The sequence below is a fragment of the Shewanella sp. JNE2 genome, from assembly GCF_023159115.1.
Lineage (GTDB): Bacteria > Pseudomonadota > Gammaproteobacteria > Enterobacterales > Shewanellaceae > Shewanella > Shewanella putrefaciens.
Genome location: NZ_CP096169.1, coordinates 2,439,646 through 2,461,746 on the forward strand (window position 1 = coordinate 2,439,646; position 22,101 = coordinate 2,461,746).

Below are 22,101 nucleotides of genomic sequence, written 5' to 3' on the forward strand. Positions count from 1 at the left end.
CGCCTAGATCTTAAGTGATTAGCCCTTAAGTTTATAAAAATAGAGCTGAGTGAAGAAAATGAGCCAAGTAAGCAGCATGGAAAAGACAGCAGAACCTACAGTATTAGCGCTAAATTTAGCCGAGCGTTTAGCGCGCCCTGAGTTACTGGATTTAACGCCCTACCAGAGTGCCCGCAGACTAGGCGGTCGTGGTGATATTTGGATCAATGCCAACGAATCCCCCTTCAATAATGTCGATACGGCAGCGCTCGATTTATCAAAATTGAATCGTTACCCAGAATGTCAACCGCCGCAGCTTATCAAGGCCTACAGCGAGTACAACGGTGTGAGTGCCAGTAAGATAGTTGCCAGCCGCGGCGCCGATGAAGCGATTGAACTGTTAATTCGTGCCTTTTGTATACCTGGCGTCGACAGCATTGCCTGCTTTGGCCCAACTTACGGCATGTATGCCATCAGCGCGAACACCTTTAATGTGGGCGTTAAAGCGTTAAATCTCAGCGCGGAATATGGCTTGCCGTCAAGCTATGCCGAGGACGTTCGCGGCGCAAAACTGGTGTTTATCTGCAATCCCAATAATCCGACCGGCACTGTGATTGACAAAGCCATTATCGAGCAAGCAATTAAAGCCTTGCCCGACGCGCTTGTAGTCATTGATGAAGCTTATATTGAGTTTTGCCCCGAATACAGCGTGGCGGATTTGCTGGAAAGCTATCCGAATCTAGTGGTACTGCGCACCCTGTCAAAAGCCTTTGCACTTGCCGGCGCACGCTGTGGTTTTATGCTGGCAAACGAGGCTGTGGTCGAAATCATTATGCGCGTGATTGCGCCCTATCCGGTGCCGCTGCCCGTGAGTGAAGTCGCCACACAGGCGCTATCGAGCGCAGGCGTTGCCCGGATGAAAATTCAGGTAGAAGAACTCAATCAACAGGGTAAAAGACTTGCAGCGGCACTCAATCTTTACTGTGAACAATGGGGCGGCAGAGTACTAACTCCCCATGGCAACTACGTATTGGCTGAATTTGATGATGTCGCCAAGGTCGCGGCGTTACTGCAAGGCAGTGGTGTTGTCGCCCGCGCCTACAAGGACCCAAGGCTTGCCAAAGCGATACGCTTTAGCTTTAGTTCAAAGGCGGATACCGATCGCTTAGTCGCCCTTTTTGAGTCACAACGAGTTGAATAATAAAACGAACTATATTTTAAGGTAGCGCCATGAACCCACAATTTATCCCAAACGTTGCACAAAAAATTCTGTTTATCGACCGCGATGGCACCTTGATTGAAGAGCCCATCACCGACAAACAGGTCGATAGTCTAGCGAAATTAGTGTTCGAGCCACAGGTGATCCCCGCTTTGCTACGTCTGCAAAAGGCAGGGTTTCGCTTAGTCATGGTCAGCAATCAAGACGGCCTTGGCACACCGTCTTTCCCGCAGGAAGATTTCGACGCGCCCCACAATATGATGATGCAAATCCTCAAAAGCCAAGGGGTTAACTTTGAAGATGTGGTGATTTGCCCACACTTTAATGATGAAAATTGTAGCTGCCGTAAACCTAAGCTTGGGCTAGTAAAAGACTATCTCACCCAAGGCTGCATCGATTTCACTCAATCGGCGGTGATTGGCGATCGCGAAACCGATGTGGAACTGGGCAATGCCATGGGCATTAAAAGCCTTAAATATCAACGCGAAACTTTGGGCTGGAACGCCATCGCCGATGCGCTGCTCAATAAAGGCCGCACCGCAACGGTCGTGCGCACCACCAAAGAAACCGATATTCGTGTGACTGTGGACCTCGACAGTTCAGTCAAAGGAAAAATCGACACTGGCATTGGCTTTTTCGACCACATGCTCGATCAAATTGCCACCCACGGTAATTTTAGAATGGATGTGAAAGTCGATGGCGATCTGGAAATCGACGATCACCACAGCATTGAAGACACGGCACTGGCTATAGGTGATGCCCTGCGCCAAGCGCTCGGTGACAAACGCGGTATTGCTCGTTTCGGCTTTAGTCTGCCGATGGACGAAGCCAAGGGTGAATGTCTGCTGGATATCTCTGGTCGTCCTTTTATCAAGTTCTCGGCCGATTTTGAGCGTGAGCACGTTGGCGAAATGGCCACTGAAATGGTGCCGCACTTCTTCCGATCCTTTGCCGATGGCCTGCGCTGTACGCTACATGTGTCGACGCAGGGCGATAACGATCACCACAAGGTTGAAGCCCTGTTTAAAGTGCTCGGCCGCGCGCTGCGCCAAGCGGTTAAAGTCGAAGGCGATATTCTGCCATCGAGCAAAGGCGTGCTTTAAGGCATCAGCATAAATCGTTTAAGAGGTTAGGATGCAACAAGACACTCTATTATCAGCTGGCCAGCAATTAGCAGCAAATGCATCACCAGATGCTGAAACCGTCATCATAGACACGGGCTGTGCCAATTTAAACTCAGTACGTTTCGCCTTCGAGCGTTTAGGCGCTAAGGTATTGGTCACAGAAGATAAAGCCAAAATCAAAGCGGCAAAACGTGTGGTACTGCCGGGTGTAGGTACGGCGGGAGCCGCAATGGCGTCCTTGTATGAAAAAGGCTTGGTCGAACTCATTCAAGGCCTGACTCAACCTGTACTGGGCGTATGCCTTGGCATGCAAATGTTGGCAGCAATTTCTAAGGAGCGCGGCGGCAAAGGTCAAGACTGCGAATGCTTAGGCATAATCCCAACCGACATTTGCGAGCTGGATACCCAGTTACTCAAAGCTGAAGGCTTACCTTTACCGCATATGGGCTGGAATCAACTTAAGCTAACGACAAACTCACAAGGAGCCAAAAACCCGAATGTTCACCCGCTATTTGCGGGCATTGAAGATGGCAGTTATGTGTATTTCGTCCACAGTTACCGCGCGCCGTTGAGTGAATTTACATTAGCCCAATGTACCTATGGTGAAGGCTTTAGCGCCGCCATCGGCAAAGGCAACTTTATGGGCGTGCAGTTCCACCCCGAAAAAAGTGCCGCCGTGGGCGCGCAAATTCTGCGTAACTTTTTACAGATGGACGAGTTACTGATGAACGAAGCTGTGATGAACAAAGCGCTGCAAAGCAACTCTGCGGATGGCCAAGCTGGTGTAAAGAAGGCTGACCAATGAATAAATTACTCAATACAAAAGAAGTTATTAATGAACCACTTATAAATAAATCAATCGGGGATTTAAGATTATGATTATTCCTGCGATTGATTTAATTGATGGCAATGTCGTCCGCCTTTATCAAGGCGATTACGGTCAGCAGACCACCTTTGATTTAAGTCCTTTGGCGCAGTTGCAATCCTACGAGGCACAAGGCGCTAAGTGGTTGCATATCGTTGATTTAACGGGTGCGAAAGATCCCGCGAAACGCCAAACTCGCCTTATCAGTGAATTAGTGGCGGGACTAAACGCCAATATTCAAGTGGGCGGCGGTATTCGTACTGAAGAACAAGTCACTGAATTATTAGCTATCGGTGTAAAACGAGTGGTAATTGGCTCACTGGCGGTGAAAGAACCTGAGTTAGTCAAACAATGGTTTATCAAATACGGCAGCGAAGCGATTTGCCTCGCGCTCGATGTCAATATCAACCAGAGCGGCGAGAAAATGGTCGCCGTATCCGGTTGGCAAAGTGGCGGCGGTAAGAGTTTAGAATCCCTTGTAGAAACCTTTAGCGCTGTCGGCTTAAAGCACGCGCTAGTCACTGACATTAGCCGTGACGGCACGCTAACGGGCGCCAATACCGCGCTTTATCAAGAAATTGCAGCAAGCTTCCCAAACATCGCTTGGCAAGCCTCCGGCGGTATTGCGACTCTTGAGGATGTTGCCGCCGTGCGAGACAGCGGCGCTGCAGGCATCATTATCGGTAAAGCCTTGCTTATCAATCAGTTTAACGTGGCGGAGGCAATCCAATGCTGGCCAAACGACTAGTCCCCTGTTTAGATGTAAAAGACGGTAAAGTAGTGAAAGGCGTGCAGTTTCGTAACCACGAAATTGTCGGCGATATCGTCCCCTTAGCCGCGCGTTATGCCGAAGAAGGCGCCGATGAACTAGTGTTTTATGACATTACCGCCAGTGCCCATGAACGTGTGGTCGATAAATCTTGGGTGAGCCGCGTGGCGGAGCAGATTGATATTCCCTTCTGTGTGGCAGGTGGCATTAAAACCATTAGCCAAGCCCGTGAATTATTAGCCTTTGGTGCGGATAAGATTTCGATTAACTCGCCCGCCTTAACCGATCCGAGTTTGATCTCACGCCTGCAGGACGAGTTTGGCCGCCAATGTATCGTGATTGGTATCGACTCCTTTTTCGATGCCTCCAGCAACAGCTATAAAGTAAAGCAATTTACCGGCGATGAAGCGGCGACTAAGGACACGCAGTGGTTTACCCAAGACTGGGTTGAAGAAGTACAAAAACGGGGTTGTGGTGAAATCGTGCTCAATGTGATGAACCAAGACGGCGTACGCGGCGGCTATGATATCAAGCAGTTAAGCCTTGTTCGTGCCATCTGCGACGTGCCGTTAATTGCCTCAGGCGGCGCTGGAACTATGGCGCATTTTCGCGATGTATTTATTGAAGCTAAGGTCGATGCGGCGCTGGCGGCGAGCGTATTCCACAAGGCGATTATCAACATTGGTGAATTAAAAGCCTATTTAGCGGCCGAAGGGATCGCGATTAGACGCTAGAGCGGTTCTAGGTTCTAGGTTCTAGGTTCTAGGTTCTAGGTTCTAGGTTCTAGGTTCTACAAACAGATTAAGAGTGAATACTATGTCAACGCAAACAAACACTAAGTCGGATTTTAGCGAGCTGGATTGGAATAAACAGGATGGGCTTATTCCTGCCGTTATCCAAAACCATTTATCGGGCAAGGTATTAATGCTCGGTTATATGGATAAAGCCGCGCTGGAAAAAACCTTGAGCACAGGTGATGTCACCTTTTTCAGCCGTTCAAAACAGCGCTTATGGACCAAGGGTGAAACCTCTGGCAATACGCTAAGATTGGTCGCTATCGATAAAGACTGCGACAACGACAGCCTGTTAGTGCAAGTGATCCCCAACGGCCCAACCTGCCACAAAGGCACCGAAAGTTGTTGGTTAGATGACAATGCGCACCCCTTTTTGAACAACCTCGCCAGCCTTATCACCTCGCGTAAAGGACAAAGTGCCGATTCCAGTTACACGGCGTCATTATTTGCGCGCGGCACAAAACGTATCGCCCAAAAGGTCGGGGAAGAAGGTCTTGAAACCGCCCTTGCCGCCGCGACCCTCGATAAGGAAGAGCTGGTTAACGAAGCCTCAGATCTTATCTATCACTTGCTGGTATTGCTTGAAGATCAACATTTAAGCCTCAGTGACATCACAGCAAACTTGCTGGCAAGACATCAAAAGGCGCTGCAGAGCAAAGCATAATCTGCTTACTGTTCCTGATGTCTTACTATCGATTTTACCGCTAAAAATGCCGCCCGCTTAAATCAAGTCGGCGGTACTTTTTATCGCGCGATTCCCTCAAGTGCCATTGCCGCAATGTGATCAATAAATATCTTGCGCCTTAATCCTGTGACAAAAAATAATCAAAATACTGTTGTAATGGTTGACAAGTACAGTTCAGTTCCCTATGGTAACCTCCGTTGCCGTTAGGTTATTAAGGCAAGGTATCAAAACACTTATCCGTTTTTACTCAACACACGCTAAGGCAAGTTTTATGTGTTTCACACCCTTTTATTATCCCTATCTGTAGCCGCAATGGATATTGTTTGGGTATAAAATAGGCACCTCGCCTGACCTTCCATTGTGGCCATATCCTTTCGGATCCACTGAGCGCCACTGTCTCATTTGCTTAAATCATTTTGTGCTTGAATCATTTCATCATTGAATCGCATCAAAATCCTTTAAGACAGTTGCTTTCGGATCAAGTCTTTAGCTCTTTTTTCTTGCGACACATTTTTGAGATCATGTTATGACACAGAATAAAATTTTCGGCAGCTTGCTGCTAATCGCAGGCACCACAATCGGCGCGGGTATGTTAGCTTTGCCTATCGCATCGGCTGGACTCGGTTTTGGCACTTCCTCCGCTATTATGCTCATCCTATGGGCGCTGATGGCCTACACGGCGCTGCTAATGGTCGAGATCCACCAATTCGCCCCCAGCGATGCCAGTCTTAATCACTTAGCGCAGCGCTTATTGGGTCGTAAGGGCCAGTTGATCGCCAATAGCGCCTTGATGTTTTTACTGTACGCCCTCTGCGCCGCCTATATTGCTGGCGGCGGTGAGCAAGTGAACCAAAAGCTGAGCACTTGGCTAGGGTTAAGTTTGCCACCGCAGGCGGGTGCAATCCTATTCACCCTGCTGGTTGGCGCCATTGTGGGCATGGGAACCCACTGTGTGGACCTTATCAATCGCGGTTTGTTTGCCCTTAAGCTATTGGCATTACTGCTTATGTTGGCCTTATTACTGCCGCAGGTTGAAAGCCCACATTTGCTCGAACTCCCGCTCAACCAAGGCCTGATTATCTCAGCTATTCCGGTGATTTTTACCTCCTTTGGATTTCACGGTTCTATTCCCTCTGTGGTGCGCTACTTAGGCGTTGAGGTCAAAGCCCTGCGCAGGATCATGCTGTTTGGCTCGGCTTTGCCATTAGTGATTTACCTTTTGTGGCAACTAGGCAGTCAAGGCGTATTGAACCAAAGTCAATTGCTCGAAAACCAGAGTTTATCGAGCTTTATCAATCGACTGGCGAGCGTGCTGCACAGTGAATACTTAAGTAGCGCTATTAGTCTGTTTGCCGACCTCGCCCTTGCGACCTCGTTTTTAGGGGTAAGTTTAGGCCTGTTCGATTTTATGGCCTCAAGCTTAAGGCAAGAAGATAATGCAACAGGTCGCAGCTTAACCGCGGCTATCACCTTTTTACCACCCTTAGGTTTTGCCCTCTTCTACCCCCAAGGTTTTATCACAGCGCTGGGTTACGCGGCGATTGCGCTGGTGATCCTCGCCATCTTTTTACCTGTGGCCATGGTGTGGACACAGCGCCAGACAAGGGATGCGGCCAATATGCCGACGGGATATCGGGTCGCGGGCGGCAAGTTTGCCTTAATGCTCGCCACACTTTGCGGAATTGTGGTGATCGCCGCCCAGATATTTAGCTAGCCGCAATTCACTCACCAAGAGTGAGTGAACTAAAAGTTAGCTAGCCCGAATAACAGATTAAGTACAAGAGCCTGTAAAACCTCAACTATTGACATCAGGCTCTTGTCTATTCAATGATCCTTTCACATTAGTCAGCTAGGTTCTTGAGTGTTAAACTCGCTCTGATGCTCGTGTGTGATACGATAGCTTCAAAATAAAAGTATCTAGGTAAATACAGGTTAGTGTATTTTTGCGCAGCTAAGGCACGAGTTTAGTCAGGGCTCAGTGAATAAGGATAGAAGTCGAACCCAATGCCAATCCACAACAAGCCAAATCGCCGGAAATTCCCACTAAAAAAGACCCTATTGGCGACCAGCTTAACGGGTATCTTGGCGAGTGTGGCGTTAACCGTTTGGATTGTGAATACCCAGACTGAACAACTCATCATTCAAGCGGCAAATTTTGCCCTCGCAGGCATGGACAGCGAACTGATTGACATTGAGTTAGGGAAAAGTCAGTTAGCACATTGGCGTATTACCTCTGCTAACCTTAGGATACATGACAGCCATATCAGGCTTAATAACCTGAATATCCAGCTAAAACTGGACTGGCCGCAGAGCTTTGCCGAGCTGAAACAGTTTAGCCAAGTCTCTTACCTCACTCAAAAAATCACCCAAATCTCCACAGGTGATATTGAAGTCGAGTTAGGGCAGTCGCTATTTTTACCTAATCGAAATACTATCGATGAACAAGGCCCCGCCTTAGCCCTAGATATCAAATCATTGCCACTTATTGATATAGGTAAAACCAGCCTAATTCTCAAAGCCCACCATCTCAACACCCAAAATGATTTACCCGCCTATCGTTTGGTGATGGACAAGTTGAGCCTCAACGGCGCGGGGGAAATCAACAGCGAATTTAGCCATGCAGGTGAAAGCATCGCCAAACTTAAAGCAACACTCGAAGCTAACAAGTGGCAACTTGCGAGCGAAATTGCACTCGCGCCGCTGCTTGCGAGCTTGCATCAAATCAGCCTGAGGCAAGCGCAAGACAGTGTACTTAGTCCGTTAACTGAACTTGATAATGAATGGCAAGCGTTAGCGATTGATCTACAAGGTCAATTGGTGTCCAACAGCAGTATCACTTTAACCTCAGGCGAACTTATCAGTGAGCATCAATTAATCGATCCAAAGCTGACCTTTAATCAACTGGCTGCACTAGAGCTTGTGCCAAAACCTAAGTTAGCATTTAACATTACCGGACATTTAGCTGAGCTTGACCTCAGCCTTGAGCCCTTTACCTTAGCGGTAAATCCCAATGCAATGCAGCAACAGCGATTAATGCAGCTACTCGATGCGTCCCTGGCTAATCCTTTAACTCAGCCTTCGTCTCCATCGACAACCAAGCCCGACTCTGAGCAAGCGCCAGATCAAGTTGCAAACCAAGTAACTGGTCAAATAACTAAGCTGCTATCTGGGCTTAAAAGCACAGATACACCAGTGGGATTATCGCTGACATTGCCTGAAACCCTGCATTATCCACTGACTCACATTCAGCAAGATACACAGGCAAAGCCTAGTGCGGATAAGCCGTTTATATTTTATCTTCCCCGAGTTCAACTAACAACATTAGGCAGTAAGCTCGATGCGCAAATCGATTTAGCCAATGTTGAAGTGGTTCAGTCCGCCGATGCTCTGTCTTTTAACTCGGATTGGCACTTAGAGATAAATCAAACCAGCCCATTACAATTATCCCAATTGTGGGCAAATGTACCGCTGGATCTCAGTTGGAGCCACAGCCAGTTAACAACCGCAGGGAAATTTCACTTTGTAACAACACCCAACACAACTGACTGGCAATTCATTACTGAGCCTATCGGGACTGCTAGGTCAACAACACAAACGAAAAACAGCACATTGCAGTTTGTCATGGGTGAACTTAAGCAGATCAACACGCAAGATAAAAATCGGACTAAACATGCTGATATAAGCCTTGGCAATATCGCCATTAATGCCCTTGCGCCGCTTAAGGTAAATACAAATACCACAGACGGGTTAACAGTCACCCTACCGCCTTTAACCTTAGCACTTGAGCAACTGCATCTTTCGCAAACCATACAAACTATAGAGGCCGCACCAGCAGAAACCGAGTCCAATGAAGCCATACACTCGGGTATCGTCAGTAAAACTGACGTGAACACGGGCCATTTCTCAATTGCCTTACAAAACTCCATGTTATTTACGCTAAGGCCCGAGATTGAAACCCCACTCGACTCACTACTCGCCTCCCCTTGGCAGAATCGACTCGAGTGGCAGGCCAGTCAGCTTCATATTGAAAAACAGCTCAGTAGCAGAGGTCGAAGCCGCAAAGAAACAGTATTAAAGCTCGATACATTAACCCTTAAACAAGATGTAGATTGGCAACAAGGTACACTGCTAGGTGAAGAAAACTGGCAGGTTGGCACCACCGTTAAACTACAAAGCCATCATCAATTAAACCTCGCCACAGCAAACAAACCACTCGCATTGACTGGTCAATGGGTTGTCGATACGAGCATGACCGAGGCACTGTCCTTGCTCAATCAAACCCAGCCTTTACCTGCTGAGCTTAATGTTACGGGCAATAATCAATTACAGGCGCAGTTTAATCTGACACAGCAGCGTGATCAGACTCAATTTGCCATGCAAATTACTCAATTGATGACAAATCTTGAAGGTTTTTACAAAGACACCACCTTTGAAGGCGGAAAACTGCAGGCACAATGTGAGTTCACTTGGGGCCTCTCTCATAAAAAGCCGCAGGATAAAGGCTATTTTAGCAGTCTAAGTAAACTCAATTGTCCACAAACGCTGATGACATTTACCCTGTTCGACCCTGGCTTTCCGCTCACCGATATCGAAGTAGAAGCCGATATTGCCCTTAGTAAAGATGCTGAAAAACTGCCCGAGAATTGGATACAACAACTGACGGGCTTAAGCGATACCGATGTATCTATGACAGCTAAAGGTAAAGTGCTCAATGGTCAGTTTTTACTGCCAGAATTTACCCTTAAATTACAAGAGAAATCACATGCCTATCTGCTATTGCAAGGCATGAATCTAGAGGAAGTATTACGAATTCAACCACAAATTGGCGTCTATGCCGACGGTATATTCGACGGTGTATTACCTGTTGATTTAGTTGATGGCAAAGTCTCCATCTCGGGTGGGCAACTTGCCGCAAGGGCGCCCGGAGGACTTATCGCGATTTCAGGCAATCCTGCAGTGGACGGCATGCGTCAATCCCAACCCTATCTCGACTTTGTCTTTTCTACCCTAGAGCACTTACAATACAGTCAATTATCGAGTAGCTTTGATATGGATCAAGAAGGTGATGCAACCCTAATTGTCGAAGTCAAAGGACGTAGCCAAGGGGTTGAACGGCCAATTCACTTGAATTACTCCCATGAAGAGAACATGCTGCAATTATTTAGAAGTCTGCAAATTGGTAATGATTTACAGGACAGAATCGAAAAATCAGTGAAGTAACAAGGAAATCTCAGTGAAAACATTTCAATTACAGCAAGTTAGCATTAGTGCTCGAAGCGCTCTCATCGCTTTAATCGCACTCGCCACATTGCAGGGCTGCGCGCCCACAGTCAAAATAGAGCCACCGGATAAACCTATCGTTATCAATCTCAATGTAAAAATTGAACACGAGATAAAAATCAAAGTAGATAAAGAGTTAGATCAACTCCTATCTGATGAGAAGCTGTTCTAAATTACACAAGAATTGAGGAACTACCATGAAATCAATGCCATTAAAAACAAAGCGACTAAAAACAAAGTTACTACAGCTATTCACTCTCTGCTTCTTAAGCCTTAGCCTCTTAAGCCAAAGTGCCTTTGCCATGTCACTTCAAGAAGCCAAATCTCAAGGCTTTCTCGGCGAACAAGCCAACGGCTACTTAGGATTAGTGCAAGCCAATCCCGAAGCCAAAGCCGTCATGGACGATGTCAATAACAAACGCCGCGCCCACTACGAAACCATCGCGAAAAAGAACAATATCTCCGCCGCTGATGTCGCTAAACTGGCCGGTGAAAAAGCCATCGCCGCCACAGATAAAGGCAACTATGTGCAAGATGCCAGCGGGAAGTGGATTAAAAAGTAGCCCTATTTAAGCGCTCTAGTGTATAAAACAACGCCTGTAATAGCAGGCGTTTTTATGGATGGATTTGTCGTTAGAGGGATATATGATTAACTGGCAACGATGTTATTGCCTTACAATGAATGCCTCAATTTACTTTCAACTACCAGCTCAAATACATGAAAAAGCTGGCAAAGCCAGTGCCTGATATCGAACTCACTTCTACCGTAGAACTTCTCACACAAAAGCACCCCGAGGGATCATGGGGCGAATACAGACTGATAAACAGCCTAATTAACTTGGCGCAGAATGATGGACAGCCTCACTTGAAGATTATATTTCAATCTATAAAAGGACACGGTTTGTTTTGAACCATTTCAAAATGGTGGGCTCTGCAATAAGCACTGCTCGTTATTGCTCCTCTTTGGCACTCTTCATTTTTGCACTGTACCTGACTTCTTTCTTCACCAAGACAATCATAAAAATCTCTGTCTACTTTCCTTTGGTATTCTTCTTGTTCTAAGGGCTTGAAACCTGGATAAGGTAAAAACGCATCGTAGTCATAATAATATTGGAATGACTCAAATAAAAAATCATCAGTTAGCTCAAAATCAAGACTCTTAGCAAAAGAAAATATACTTTCAATCGTTCCTGTATTAAGAGTGGAAATTAATCCTTTTTCTTTCGCAATAAGTGGCTCATCTTGTTCATCGACTTCATGGATATCTAGCTCGTCATCATCGATTATCAACCCGAGTGTATTAAGATTCCATGCTCCTTCTGCCGGAAGATATAACCAACCACTTTCAAGTTGACCGTTCGCTCGTCTTAAAAAATTAATTAATGTATCCATATTTCCCTTTGATACCGCCGCCAGCAGAGGTGCAGGCTTGCGATCGTCCTACTGACTGGCTTTGTTAAGCGATTACTCACGGAAGCCAGCATCTTTAAGGATTGCGTCGATATCCGCTAATGGCTCTTCGTTTACCACTTGCTCCCACGTCGGCTCCGGCCCCCCGAACTCATATACCCTCAAGTACAAGATACTTCCGTTCTGCTTCCAATCCACGTAAAAACCTTCACACAACAAGCCAGTTATTTGGTCAACTATTTGATCCGTTTCAACATCAATGACCCCAACCAAATCAACGCCACAATACTGAACTAACTTGCATTCGCGGAAAGTACTCACATTTGCCCATGCGTCAAATGCGGCTAATTTACGGTTTAACTCTTGCTCAAATTCTGGATTCATGGTTCTACCACTTAACCTGTTGCTAATGGGTTGCCGCTGCGCAGCATAGGCAGTCCCGTGGAGGCCATGTCGTTTGTGGCCGTAACTAATTTAACAATCTGTTAGTTGTCCTAGTATAATGTCAGCGCTAACATTTGTACTCACAATAAAGGAGCTCACCATGGATACAGAATTCAATTTCTTGTGGACGAAGAAATAAAACGCTTAGCTCAACAAATGGCAGAAAGCCAAGACCGAACTGTTAGCTATGCTTGTCGTGAACTCATGGAAATTTAAGCGAATTATCGGCTAATGGTTGATATTAAAAACCAACAATGACTATTTATCTGCGATGCTGCAACCACAATCTAGGCAGCAACCACATGACGCTGCGCACGCAGTGGGTGTAAGCGGTTATGCATCACTTTGATGGTTTCAAACTGCACCATGGTTTTAGCGCCAGATAAAACACATTCCGGCGATAATAACATCACTAGCGCGGACTGTAGGGTATTTTCAACCACAAGTACCAGTGCCCTTTGCTTTTGGCATTTAAGCTCAAAAACTTTACCCACATCGCTATAGACACAGACATCACTGGTATCAAAAAACCATGATTTAGGCATTTGCGGTGTTAGCATAAAATGAGCGGCGGTGGCATTGAGGGCAATTTGAACAATCGCAGCATCGGTCAAAGATAAACTTTTAGGTAATCTATCAAGTAAGTTCATATAGAATTTGGCGTGCGCGATATTAAACTCCATCCTCGATAAGGCATCAGGAATTAATGATTTTGCTTTATAAGCCGTCAGAAATTCTATTTCGGAACCTAACGATACGCCTAATACACCATACGAATCGTTATATTTCCATTGCCAATCCTTTTGCGGCATTAATAACATAACGTTTACCTACTATTTGAACACTCGCACATCATAGTAGATATTTTATTCAATATCAAAATAAAAATAATAAAATACAAATTATTTAACAGTTACTTAGTCGATCTATTATCGGATCTTAACTGCGATCCAATGATCTTTTTAGATCGCAGTTATTCAAAAAGATCTTATTTTCGATCTCTTTATTGATCTTAAGATCATTATTTTAAGCGATAAGCTTCTACTATCTCTTTAATTAACTTCGGACCTTGATAAATAAAACCAGAATAAATCTGTACCATAGTGGCGCCCGCATCAAATTTTGCTAGGGCATCTTCAGCACTATTAATTCCACCTACGCCTATGATTGGGATCTGTCCTTTCAAACATGTTGCCAATTGCCTTATCACTTCTGTTGACAGCTCTGTTAAAGGTTTGCCGCTTAAACCACCGCTTTCATTAGCATTAGCAAGGCCACTAACACCATCGCGCGTTAACGTGGTATTCGTTGCAATAGCACCATCAAATTTATTTTTAATCAGCGCATCGGCGATATTTTCAATTTCTTCAATGGTTAAATCTGGTGCAATTTTAAGTGCGATAGGCACGTATTTTTTATGCTTCTCAGCCAGTTCAAGTTGCTTTGTTTTAATGGCGCTTAATAATTCATCTAATAGATCGCCATATTGTAGCGATCGTAATCCGGGGGTATTGGGAGATGAAATATTCACCGCAATATAAGCGGCATAGGGATAAACTTTATCCATGCAGATCAAATAATCATCTTTGCCCTGCTCCACTGGTGTGTCTTTATTTTTACCAATATTAACACCCACCATGATATCGGACTTTTTCGCGATCAAATTTCTAACTAAATTATCAACCCCTTTGTTATTAAAACCCATTCGATTAATGATGCCTTTGGCAGGTTTTAATCTAAATAAACGGGGTAAATCATTACCTGGTTGTGGTCTTGGGGTAACGGTGCCCACCTCAATGTGCCCAAATCCCATCGCATGAAAGGCATCAATTGATTCGCCGTCTTTATCCATTCCCGCAGCGAGACCTACCGGATTTGGAAAAGTCAGCCCCATAAATGTGACTGGAGCTGGCGCAATCGTTTGGCGATAAAAGCAGTTTAACGGACTGTTGCCTGTCATTTTTAAGCTGCCAATAGCCAGATTATGCGCTCGCTCAGGATCCATCTGAAACATGACTTTCTGTGCGATTTTATAGAACATGTACTTTCCTCGACCTAAAAAAAGCCCCGGCGATCGCCAGGGCTTCTGATTATTATAAAAGTTTACTTTTGGCCTTCGCAATGAAGGATCAGAAGATTAAGTTCACGTAGGGCGACGGAGAACTTAGCAAACTCATGGATTTGCGATGTCTTGAAGTCAGCTAGCATATGGAACCATCTTTCCAATAGGGCTTGATTAGAATCAATCCATTGAGAAATCACGCTCTGGGCGTCACAGGTTGCACTGCAGGTTCTTAAGACCACTGAACTCAACGCACGTTGTTGCCAATCCAACTCTTCCCTAAAGGCTGCACGAGCCAGTGCTTGCCAATGGTTCGCCACAGGTTGAGCACTGATCTGTTCTAGGAACCAGTGTAACTCAACACGAGCACCGAGTTTAAAGTAAGTTTCAGCAACCAACGCCACTGTCTTATCTTCAGCTTGGGCAATTTGTGCAATATCTAACGCTGAGAATAAGGTACTCATGTTAGCTACTAAGGTCGCAACATCCTGTGGCACATTTTCCTTGATCAAGGCGTTGATCTCAGTTTGAATGCCCGCGGCTTCTTCTTCTACTAGATATAAATGAACATTGGCCTTAATTTGTTCAAATACAGGTTTGAAGAATGCAACGGTTTGTTCAATGCTCCACGCGCGATTGCGATGACGTAGGAACCAACGACATGCACGGCGCATATTACGGCGCAATTGGTGCAACATTTCACCTTGAACCACAGCAGGTACGATACAGTTTAAGTCAGTGATCGATTTAGTTAATTCAGCTAAACCAAACACTTCGCGAGCCATAGTGTAGCAAATCGCCGCATCGGCAACTGAGGCACCAGTCTCATCTTGCATACGTTGAACGAAGTTCAAGCCCATATCGTTGACAAGTTCATTGGCGAGTGAGGTCGCAATGATTTCACCACGCAGTGGGTGTGTCGCCATTCTGTCGCTGTATTTTTCCTGCAGTTTTTTAGGGAAATACGCGATAAGCAATTGGCTTAATAAGGTATCTTCAGTGATTTCTGGCGTCACTAACTGTTCTTTCAGCACCATTTTCGCGTAGGCAACCAGTACAGAAAGCTCTGGGCGTGTTAACGCGCGACCACTGGCTAAACGCTCAGCAAGTTCATCCTCTGAGGGTAAGAACTCTAATGCTCTGTCTAACTTGCCTTCTTTTTCCAGATATTGGATAAAGCGGATCTGCTCTTTAAGCTGCTCAGCACCACGCACTTGAGTCACAGAGATAGTTCGAGTTTGATCTTTACAGTCTTGCAGAACAATTTGACCGACTTCTTCGGTCATTTCTTCCAGTAAACGGTTACGCTGCTTAAGCGTTAGTTCACCTTCAGTCACCATAGCGTTCAGCAGGATCTTGATGTTCACTTCGTTATCTGAACAGTCCACACCACCAACGTTATCCACGAAGTCAGTGTTGATTCGACCACCATTAGCCGCATATTCGATACGACCTAACTGAGTACAACCTAAGTTACCTCCCTCGCCGACAATCTTAGCACGCAGTTCGCCACCGTTGACCCGCAGAGCATCGTTAGCGCGATCGCCAACTTCAGCATGGGTTTCACGGGATGACTTAACATAAGTCCCGATCCCGCCGTTCCAGATCAGATCCACTGGCATTTTCAGCAGTTCTTTCATCAGTTCAGTTGGGGTCATAGAGGTTTTCTCTGTGGCCAACATTTGCTTCATTTCTGCCGATAATGGGATTGATTTAGATGAGCGGAGGAAAACCCCACCGCCCTTAGAAATCAACTTGCTGTTGTAATCTTCCCAGCTTGAACGTGGCAGAGCGAATAAACGCGCCCGTTCATCATAACTCAACGCCGTATCTGGATTGGGATCGATAAAGATATGCATGTGGTTGAAAGCGGCAACTAATTTAGTGTGCTTAGACAACAACATACCATTACCAAATACGTCGCCCGCCATATCACCTATACCCAAACAGGTAAAATCAGTGGTTTGACAATCGATGCCGACTTCGCGGAAGTGGCGTTTAACCGACTCCCAACCACCTCTAGCGGTGATCCCCATTTTCTTATGGTCATAACCGTTACTGCCACCCGATGCAAACGCATCGCCGAGCCAGAAATTGTATTCAAGGGAGATCGAGTTCGCGATATCGGAGAAAGTCGCCGTGCCCTTATCGGCTGCCACCACTAAATAAGGATCATCTTCATCGTGACGTACCACCTCTGCAGGATGGACTATCTCACCATTAACGATGTTATCGGTAATATCGAGCAATGCACGGATGAACAGACGGTAACACTCTTGGCCTTCGGTAAAGAAGGCTTCACGGCCACCTTCGGTCGGCAATTGTTTACAAACAAAACCACCTTTAGCACCGACAGGCACAATCACAGTGTTTTTCACTTGTTGTGCTTTTACCAAACCTAATACTTCGGTGCGGAAGTCTTCACGACGATCTGACCAGCGCAAACCACCTCGAGCCACTTTACCGTAACGTAAATGCACACCTTCAACCCGTGGCGAATAGACGAAAATTTCAAATTTCGGCAGTGGGCGCGGCATCTCAGGGATCATGGAAGGCATGAATTTAAACGAGATATAACTCTTAGGTTCGCCTTTAGCGTCCAACTGATAGAAGTTGGTACGCAGCGTCGCGTTAATGAGGTCTAAATAACGACGAATAATACGATCATCATCAAGGCTAGACACTTCATCTAAACGTAAGTTGATCTGCTCCAAAAACTTGCCCAATGTACGGGTCTTCAGTTTAGGATTAAATTTGCGGATGAACATTTTAACCAGCAAATCAGCGATTTGAGGATAACGGCCAAAGGTCTCTTCGATATAGGCTTGGCTAAATGTTGCATCAATTTGACGCATGTATTTTGCATAGGCACGCAATACCGACACTTCACGGCCCGTTAAGCCAGACGCCAGAATAATGCGGTTAAAACCATCATCTTCGAGTTTCTTTTGCCATACTTGTGACAGTGCAGTTTGGAATCTGTCTTGGCTATCGGCGATATTGTCAGTGTTGACCACTTTAACCGTCATCAAGAAATCTAAGATCCAGAAGGTAGAACCATCTGAGGTCGTGACTTCATAGGGGCGCTCGTTGATCACACGCAGACCAAAGTTTTCTAACATTGGTAGCACATCAGAAAGATGAATAGGCTCATCTTTATGGAACAGCTTTAAACGCACTTTATTGTCGTTCAGCGCCGCTTCCTGTGGTTGATAGAACAACATGCCAAGCTTGTGTTCATCGTCCAAAGCCTCTAAATGCTGCATATCCACTACAGCAGAGCTTGGCAGTACGTCTTCTTTATAGCTTTGTTCAAACGCATTGAGATAACGCTTAGTAAGGTGAGTACCGGCTTCTTCACCTAAGGCATTGTTAAGCGCAGTGCTTAACTTATCTTCCCAAGAACGTGCCGCTTCAATCAAATTATTCTCTATCGCAGCCACATCGACATCCATATTATTGTTATCAACTTTGACAATGTAGTGTGTACGAGCAAGGGACGACTCGGAGAAATAAGTCGTAAACTCTACATCTTCTTTGCTGTTAAAGTGCTGAGCCAAAATACGCTGAGTATCCTGACGAAGTTTAGTGTTGTAACGATCCTTAGAGACATACACTAAACAGGATAAGAAACGACCAAAACCGTCTTTACGTACAAAGAGTTTTAGTTTGTCTCTGTCTTGCATTTCAAGCACACCGTGAGCAGTGTGTGCTAAATCCTCAACATTGGCTTGAATTAGCTCATCACGGGGGAGGTTTTCAAGAATATTGAGCAGGGCTTTATAGTCGTGAGAACGTGGTGTTAAGCCTGAACGATCTAACACTCGTTGCACTTTTTCATTTAGCAGCGGAATTTCACGCGGACTACGGTTATACACGTTAGAGGCATATAAACCGATAAATCTGTCCTCACCCACCACATTGCCTTTCTTATCGAAACGCTTAATACCGATATAATCAACATAAGCTGGGCGGTGGACACGACTTTTGGCACTGCTCTTGGTCAAGATAAGCAAGCTATCATCTAAGGCCTCTTTACGGGCGCTATCGGAGAAGCTAGAAAGCAGTAAACCTTGTTCTGGCTGAGCTTTAGAGTGCTTATTCATCAACCCCAAACTCGAGGCAATATTAGGCACAAGCTCAACGTCACCTTCAACACGTTTCAAATCGTATTGACGGTAACCTAATAGCGTAAAGTGATGATTATTCAAGTAAGTCAGGAAGTTAATTGCTTCTTCTAACTCTTGCTTATCGCCGGGGAATGGACGCTTAGGTAAATCTTTAATGGTTTCCGATAATTTAGCTGACATCGCAGCCCAATCATTGACTGAGGCGGCAACATCGGCGAGCACTGACTTAATTTCGCGCTCGAGCACCTTGATGTCATCGGTACTACTTTGACGGTCAATTTCAATTAAGAAAACGGCAACATGCTCAGTGCTATTTGGATTTTGATTAAGATAGGTCACTTTAGAGACATCAGATGCCGTGCGCTCAATTGCTAACGGTGTATGTAACATCAGGTGTGCAGTAATACCCATACGATTCAATGCCATACCAACTGAATCTACCAAGAATGGCATGTCAGGTTGGATAACCTCAATAATCGAGTGGGTAGATTGCCAGCCGTGTTTTGACTGGCTTGGATTGAAAACTCTGAGGTGAGTTTCACCTTTTGGGGTTTTGTTGAGAGCGTTCCATAAGCTGAGAACGGCACCGTACAGATCGCTATCATTACGCGCATTGAGATCATCTTTCGACATACGGCCGTAAAGACAGGTCGCGAACTGTTCAACTTGCTTGGCTTGTGAATTAGGGACTTTAGCGTGAATTAAACTGACTACATTTTCAAGTAGTACTGAAGGCATTGCATCTTTCAAGGCCATGTTGCTGTTTCCTTAAGCGTCTATGGCAGCGCTTTTTTTCATTATTTGGATGCTTCGGCTTAACGATCTCAGAAAATTAGTGTGATCCGGATCATCGCGCGAAGTTTATTACTAAATCCTCTGTATTTCGAGGAAAATTTTAGTGGTACATCCTCTTAAAATCGAGTAAAGGCAGGGATACAGGATGAATAATGACCAAACAATCGTAAAAACAGACTAACTATTCAAATATAAATGGGGAGTTAAACTCCCCATTGCTAGACTCTACTTGGCTTGTCGCCAAAATACCGCGGCTAACGCGGGTAGGATAATTATTGCACCCAGCATATTTACCACAAACATGAATGTAAGCAATATTCCCATATCCATTTGGAACTTAAGCGCCGAGAAAAACCAAGTGCTCACACCAATCGCCAACGTCAAACCAGTGAAAATCACCGCACTACCCCGTTCGACCAAGGCTTCATAGTAAGCCTGCTGAACAGGCATACCGTTAGACAGCTTAGACGACATAGTAGATAAGATATAAATCCCATAATCCACACCAATTCCCACACCAAGAGCAATCACAGGTAACGTACTGACCGCGAGCCCAATATTAAGCTGCGTCATCAAGGCTTGCGCTAATGTTGAAACAACATATAAAGGAATAATCACCGCCACCGTCGCCTTAAAGGATTTAAAGCTAATTAAACAAAGTACAAAAACAGCACCATAGACGTATAGCATCATAGGCAATTGCGCGGCAGCAACGGCTTCGTTGGTCGCAGCCATCACACCCACAGGACCCGACGCCAGCTTAAACTGCAATTGTTCATTATCCATTTTCGCCGCGACGGCCTTCACCTTTGCCACAACAGTTTCGATGGTTTCGGCCTTATGATCTTTCATAAACAAATACACGGGCATCACGGAACAATCACCATTTAACAACCCTGATGTTGTTGGGATCTGGCCTATCGCTTGTACCAAGCTTGCTGTCGTGCGCGGTAGCACTTCCCATCTTGGATTACCTTCGTTAAAGCCCGCATTCACTTTTTTTGCAACTGAAGCTAAACTCACTGTCGATTCAATCCCAGGAGTATTGCGAACTAACCATTCAAATTCATCTATTTGCGTCAATATATCGTGATAAGTACATGCCTCTGGAGTCGCTTCAACAATCACAGTCATCACATCTGTGGTAATAGAAAAATGGTCAGTAATAAAGAAAGTATCTAAGTTATACCGTGAGTCTTGATGTAAGGCGGGAGCCCCGCCCTGCAAATCGCCAATTTTCATCTGATTAGCCTGCTGCAAACCAACAAAATACAATGCTGTAGTTGCGATAATCACCACAACAGCATACTTAGGGGTCGCAAACTTTGCTAAAAAACGCCAAATGGCTTCAGCACGCACTTCTTCAGCCGTCGGCTCTGCGTGTTTGACGGCTTTCAATTCAGTGAAAGAAATCACTAATGGCAGCAAAATAAGGTTAGTGAAAATAATCACACCTACGCCTAAAGACGCAGAAATAGCTAACTCACGGATAATGCCGATATCAATAGATAACAGTGTAATAAAACCAACGGTATCAGAGAGTAACGCCACACCGCCTGGGACTAATAAACTACGAAACGCCGATGCCGCCGCCGCTTTTGTCGTTTGCCCATCCATCACTCGGCGCCTAACCGCATTGATCATTTGCACACCGTGGCTCACCCCAATCGCAAATACGAGGAATGGCACTAAAATCGACATGGGATCGAGACCAAAACCGATCACCGTTAATAGTCCAAGTTGCCATACCACCGCAGTCAAGCTGCAAGCCAAAGGCAAAATAGTGAGGATCAGGGACTTAGAAAAAAGATAAACCATCACGGCCGTGATCAAAATCGCGATCACAAAAAACAGCAACACGCCCTTGGCACCGTCGGCAACATCACCCGCCATTTTGGCAAAACCAATAATGTGAATTTTAACCTTATCGGTTTCGAATTTCCCTCTGAGTTCATTTTCAAGTTGAGCCGCAAAAGCGATAGTATCCAGTGGTTTACCTGTTTGTGGATCAAAATCCATTAATTGGGCGGACACCATAGCAGCACTGTAATCATTTGCGATTAAGCGCCCAACAATCCCTGCTTTTTCAATATTATCGCGAACCGTATCCAACCCTGTTTGAGTCGTTGAAAAATCAGCGGGGATCACAGGCCCCCCTGCAAAGCCATCTTCTACCACTTCCGTAAAACGCGTTGAAGGAGAAAAAATAGATTTCACCTGTGAACGTTCGACCCCAGGGATAAAGAAGAGTTGGTCATGGACGTTTTTTAACGTATCAAAGTAATTTGCATTAAAAATATTGCCGCTTGTATCTTCAACGGCCACCATAATGCTATTCGCTCCCCCAAAATCCTTTTGATGTTTGAGGTAAGTCTGCATATAACTGTGGTTTAGCGGAATATTTTTGATAAACGCCGCATCCATTTTCAACTGACTAGCTTGATATCCCAAAAACAGTGTCAATAACGCAAAAATACCGACTACCCATGCGCGATTGCGAAATAAAAATGATTCAAATCCGTTGACCAGTTTTTCTAACATCTTC

At 45.4% G+C, this 22,101-nt stretch carries 16 protein-coding genes; 10 read left to right on the forward strand and 6 right to left on the reverse strand.

Annotated features, from left to right (window positions below; genetic code table 11):
- Positions 1-58: 58 nt before the first annotated feature.
- From hisC to MZ182_RS10980, 10 genes are all read left to right on the forward strand, one after another.
- Positions 59-1,180, forward strand: a complete 1,122-nt coding sequence (hisC, locus tag MZ182_RS10935; protein WP_248066053.1) for a histidinol-phosphate transaminase — start codon at positions 59-61, stop codon at positions 1,178-1,180.
- A 29-nt stretch (positions 1,181-1,209) separates the two neighbouring features.
- Positions 1,210-2,301, forward strand: coding sequence for a bifunctional histidinol-phosphatase/imidazoleglycerol-phosphate dehydratase HisB (gene hisB, locus MZ182_RS10940; RefSeq protein WP_248066055.1), 1,092 nt, complete (start codon positions 1,210-1,212; stop codon positions 2,299-2,301).
- A gap of 31 nt (positions 2,302-2,332) precedes the next feature.
- Entirely contained in the window at positions 2,333-3,127 is a 795-nt protein-coding gene (gene hisH, locus MZ182_RS10945; protein ID WP_248066057.1) for an imidazole glycerol phosphate synthase subunit HisH, read from the forward strand.
- A gap of 70 nt (positions 3,128-3,197) precedes the next feature.
- On the forward strand, positions 3,198-3,935 hold the full coding sequence (gene hisA, locus MZ182_RS10950; RefSeq protein ID WP_248066059.1) for a 1-(5-phosphoribosyl)-5-[(5-phosphoribosylamino)methylideneamino]imidazole-4-carboxamide isomerase: 738 nt from the start codon (positions 3,198-3,200) through the stop codon (positions 3,933-3,935).
- Complete coding sequence (gene hisF / locus MZ182_RS10955; RefSeq protein WP_011789157.1) at positions 3,917-4,690, forward strand: imidazole glycerol phosphate synthase subunit HisF; 774 nt, start codon at positions 3,917-3,919, stop codon at positions 4,688-4,690. Before hisA ends, hisF begins: the two co-directional genes overlap by 19 nt.
- A gap of 82 nt (positions 4,691-4,772) precedes the next feature.
- Complete coding sequence (gene hisIE / locus MZ182_RS10960; protein ID WP_025007820.1) at positions 4,773-5,414, forward strand: bifunctional phosphoribosyl-AMP cyclohydrolase/phosphoribosyl-ATP diphosphatase HisIE; 642 nt, start codon at positions 4,773-4,775, stop codon at positions 5,412-5,414.
- 547 nt (positions 5,415-5,961) lie between these two features.
- On the forward strand, positions 5,962-7,149 hold the full coding sequence (locus MZ182_RS10965; RefSeq protein WP_248066061.1) for an aromatic amino acid transport family protein: 1,188 nt from the start codon (positions 5,962-5,964) through the stop codon (positions 7,147-7,149).
- Positions 7,150-7,439: 290 nt separating this feature from the next.
- Positions 7,440-10,655 carry a YdbH domain-containing protein gene (locus MZ182_RS10970; RefSeq protein ID WP_248066064.1) on the forward strand — a complete coding sequence of 1,072 codons (3,216 nt, stop codon included), beginning with the start codon at positions 7,440-7,442 and terminating at the stop codon, positions 10,653-10,655.
- Positions 10,656-10,668: 13 nt separating this feature from the next.
- Positions 10,669-10,887, forward strand: a complete 219-nt coding sequence (locus MZ182_RS10975) for a YnbE family lipoprotein (RefSeq protein ID WP_011789153.1) — start codon at positions 10,669-10,671, stop codon at positions 10,885-10,887.
- A 25-nt stretch (positions 10,888-10,912) separates the two neighbouring features.
- Complete coding sequence (locus MZ182_RS10980) at positions 10,913-11,278, forward strand: YdbL family protein (protein WP_011789152.1); 366 nt, start codon at positions 10,913-10,915, stop codon at positions 11,276-11,278.
- Between the two features lie 316 nt (positions 11,279-11,594).
- On the opposite strand, the gene MZ182_RS10985 is transcribed toward MZ182_RS10980, so the two are convergent.
- The 6 genes from MZ182_RS10985 to MZ182_RS11010 all read right to left on the reverse strand — a co-directional run bounded on the left by MZ182_RS10985 (position 11,595) and on the right by MZ182_RS11010 (position 22,097).
- Positions 11,595-12,107 (reverse strand): hypothetical protein, encoded by a 513-nt coding sequence (locus MZ182_RS10985; protein ID WP_025007816.1) that lies wholly within the window; start codon positions 12,105-12,107, stop codon positions 11,595-11,597.
- Positions 12,108-12,179: 72 nt separating this feature from the next.
- Positions 12,180-12,509, reverse strand: coding sequence for a hypothetical protein (locus MZ182_RS10990; protein WP_061783409.1), 330 nt, complete (start codon positions 12,507-12,509; stop codon positions 12,180-12,182).
- A 347-nt stretch (positions 12,510-12,856) separates the two neighbouring features.
- On the reverse strand, positions 12,857-13,390 hold the full coding sequence (locus MZ182_RS10995; protein WP_011789148.1) for a cell division protein ZapC: 534 nt from the start codon (positions 13,388-13,390) through the stop codon (positions 12,857-12,859).
- A 200-nt stretch (positions 13,391-13,590) separates the two neighbouring features.
- A complete protein-coding gene (gene pyrD, locus MZ182_RS11000) occupies positions 13,591-14,610 on the reverse strand; it encodes a quinone-dependent dihydroorotate dehydrogenase (RefSeq protein WP_014610693.1) in 1,020 nt (339 codons plus the stop codon).
- A gap of 62 nt (positions 14,611-14,672) precedes the next feature.
- Positions 14,673-19,517 carry an NAD-glutamate dehydrogenase gene (locus tag MZ182_RS11005; RefSeq protein WP_248066069.1) on the reverse strand — a complete coding sequence of 1,615 codons (4,845 nt, stop codon included), beginning with the start codon at positions 19,515-19,517 and terminating at the stop codon, positions 14,673-14,675.
- Positions 19,518-19,781: 264 nt separating this feature from the next.
- Positions 19,782-22,097 carry an efflux RND transporter permease subunit gene (locus tag MZ182_RS11010; RefSeq protein ID WP_011789145.1) on the reverse strand — a complete coding sequence of 772 codons (2,316 nt, stop codon included), beginning with the start codon at positions 22,095-22,097 and terminating at the stop codon, positions 19,782-19,784.
- Positions 22,098-22,101: the final 4 nt, after the last annotated feature.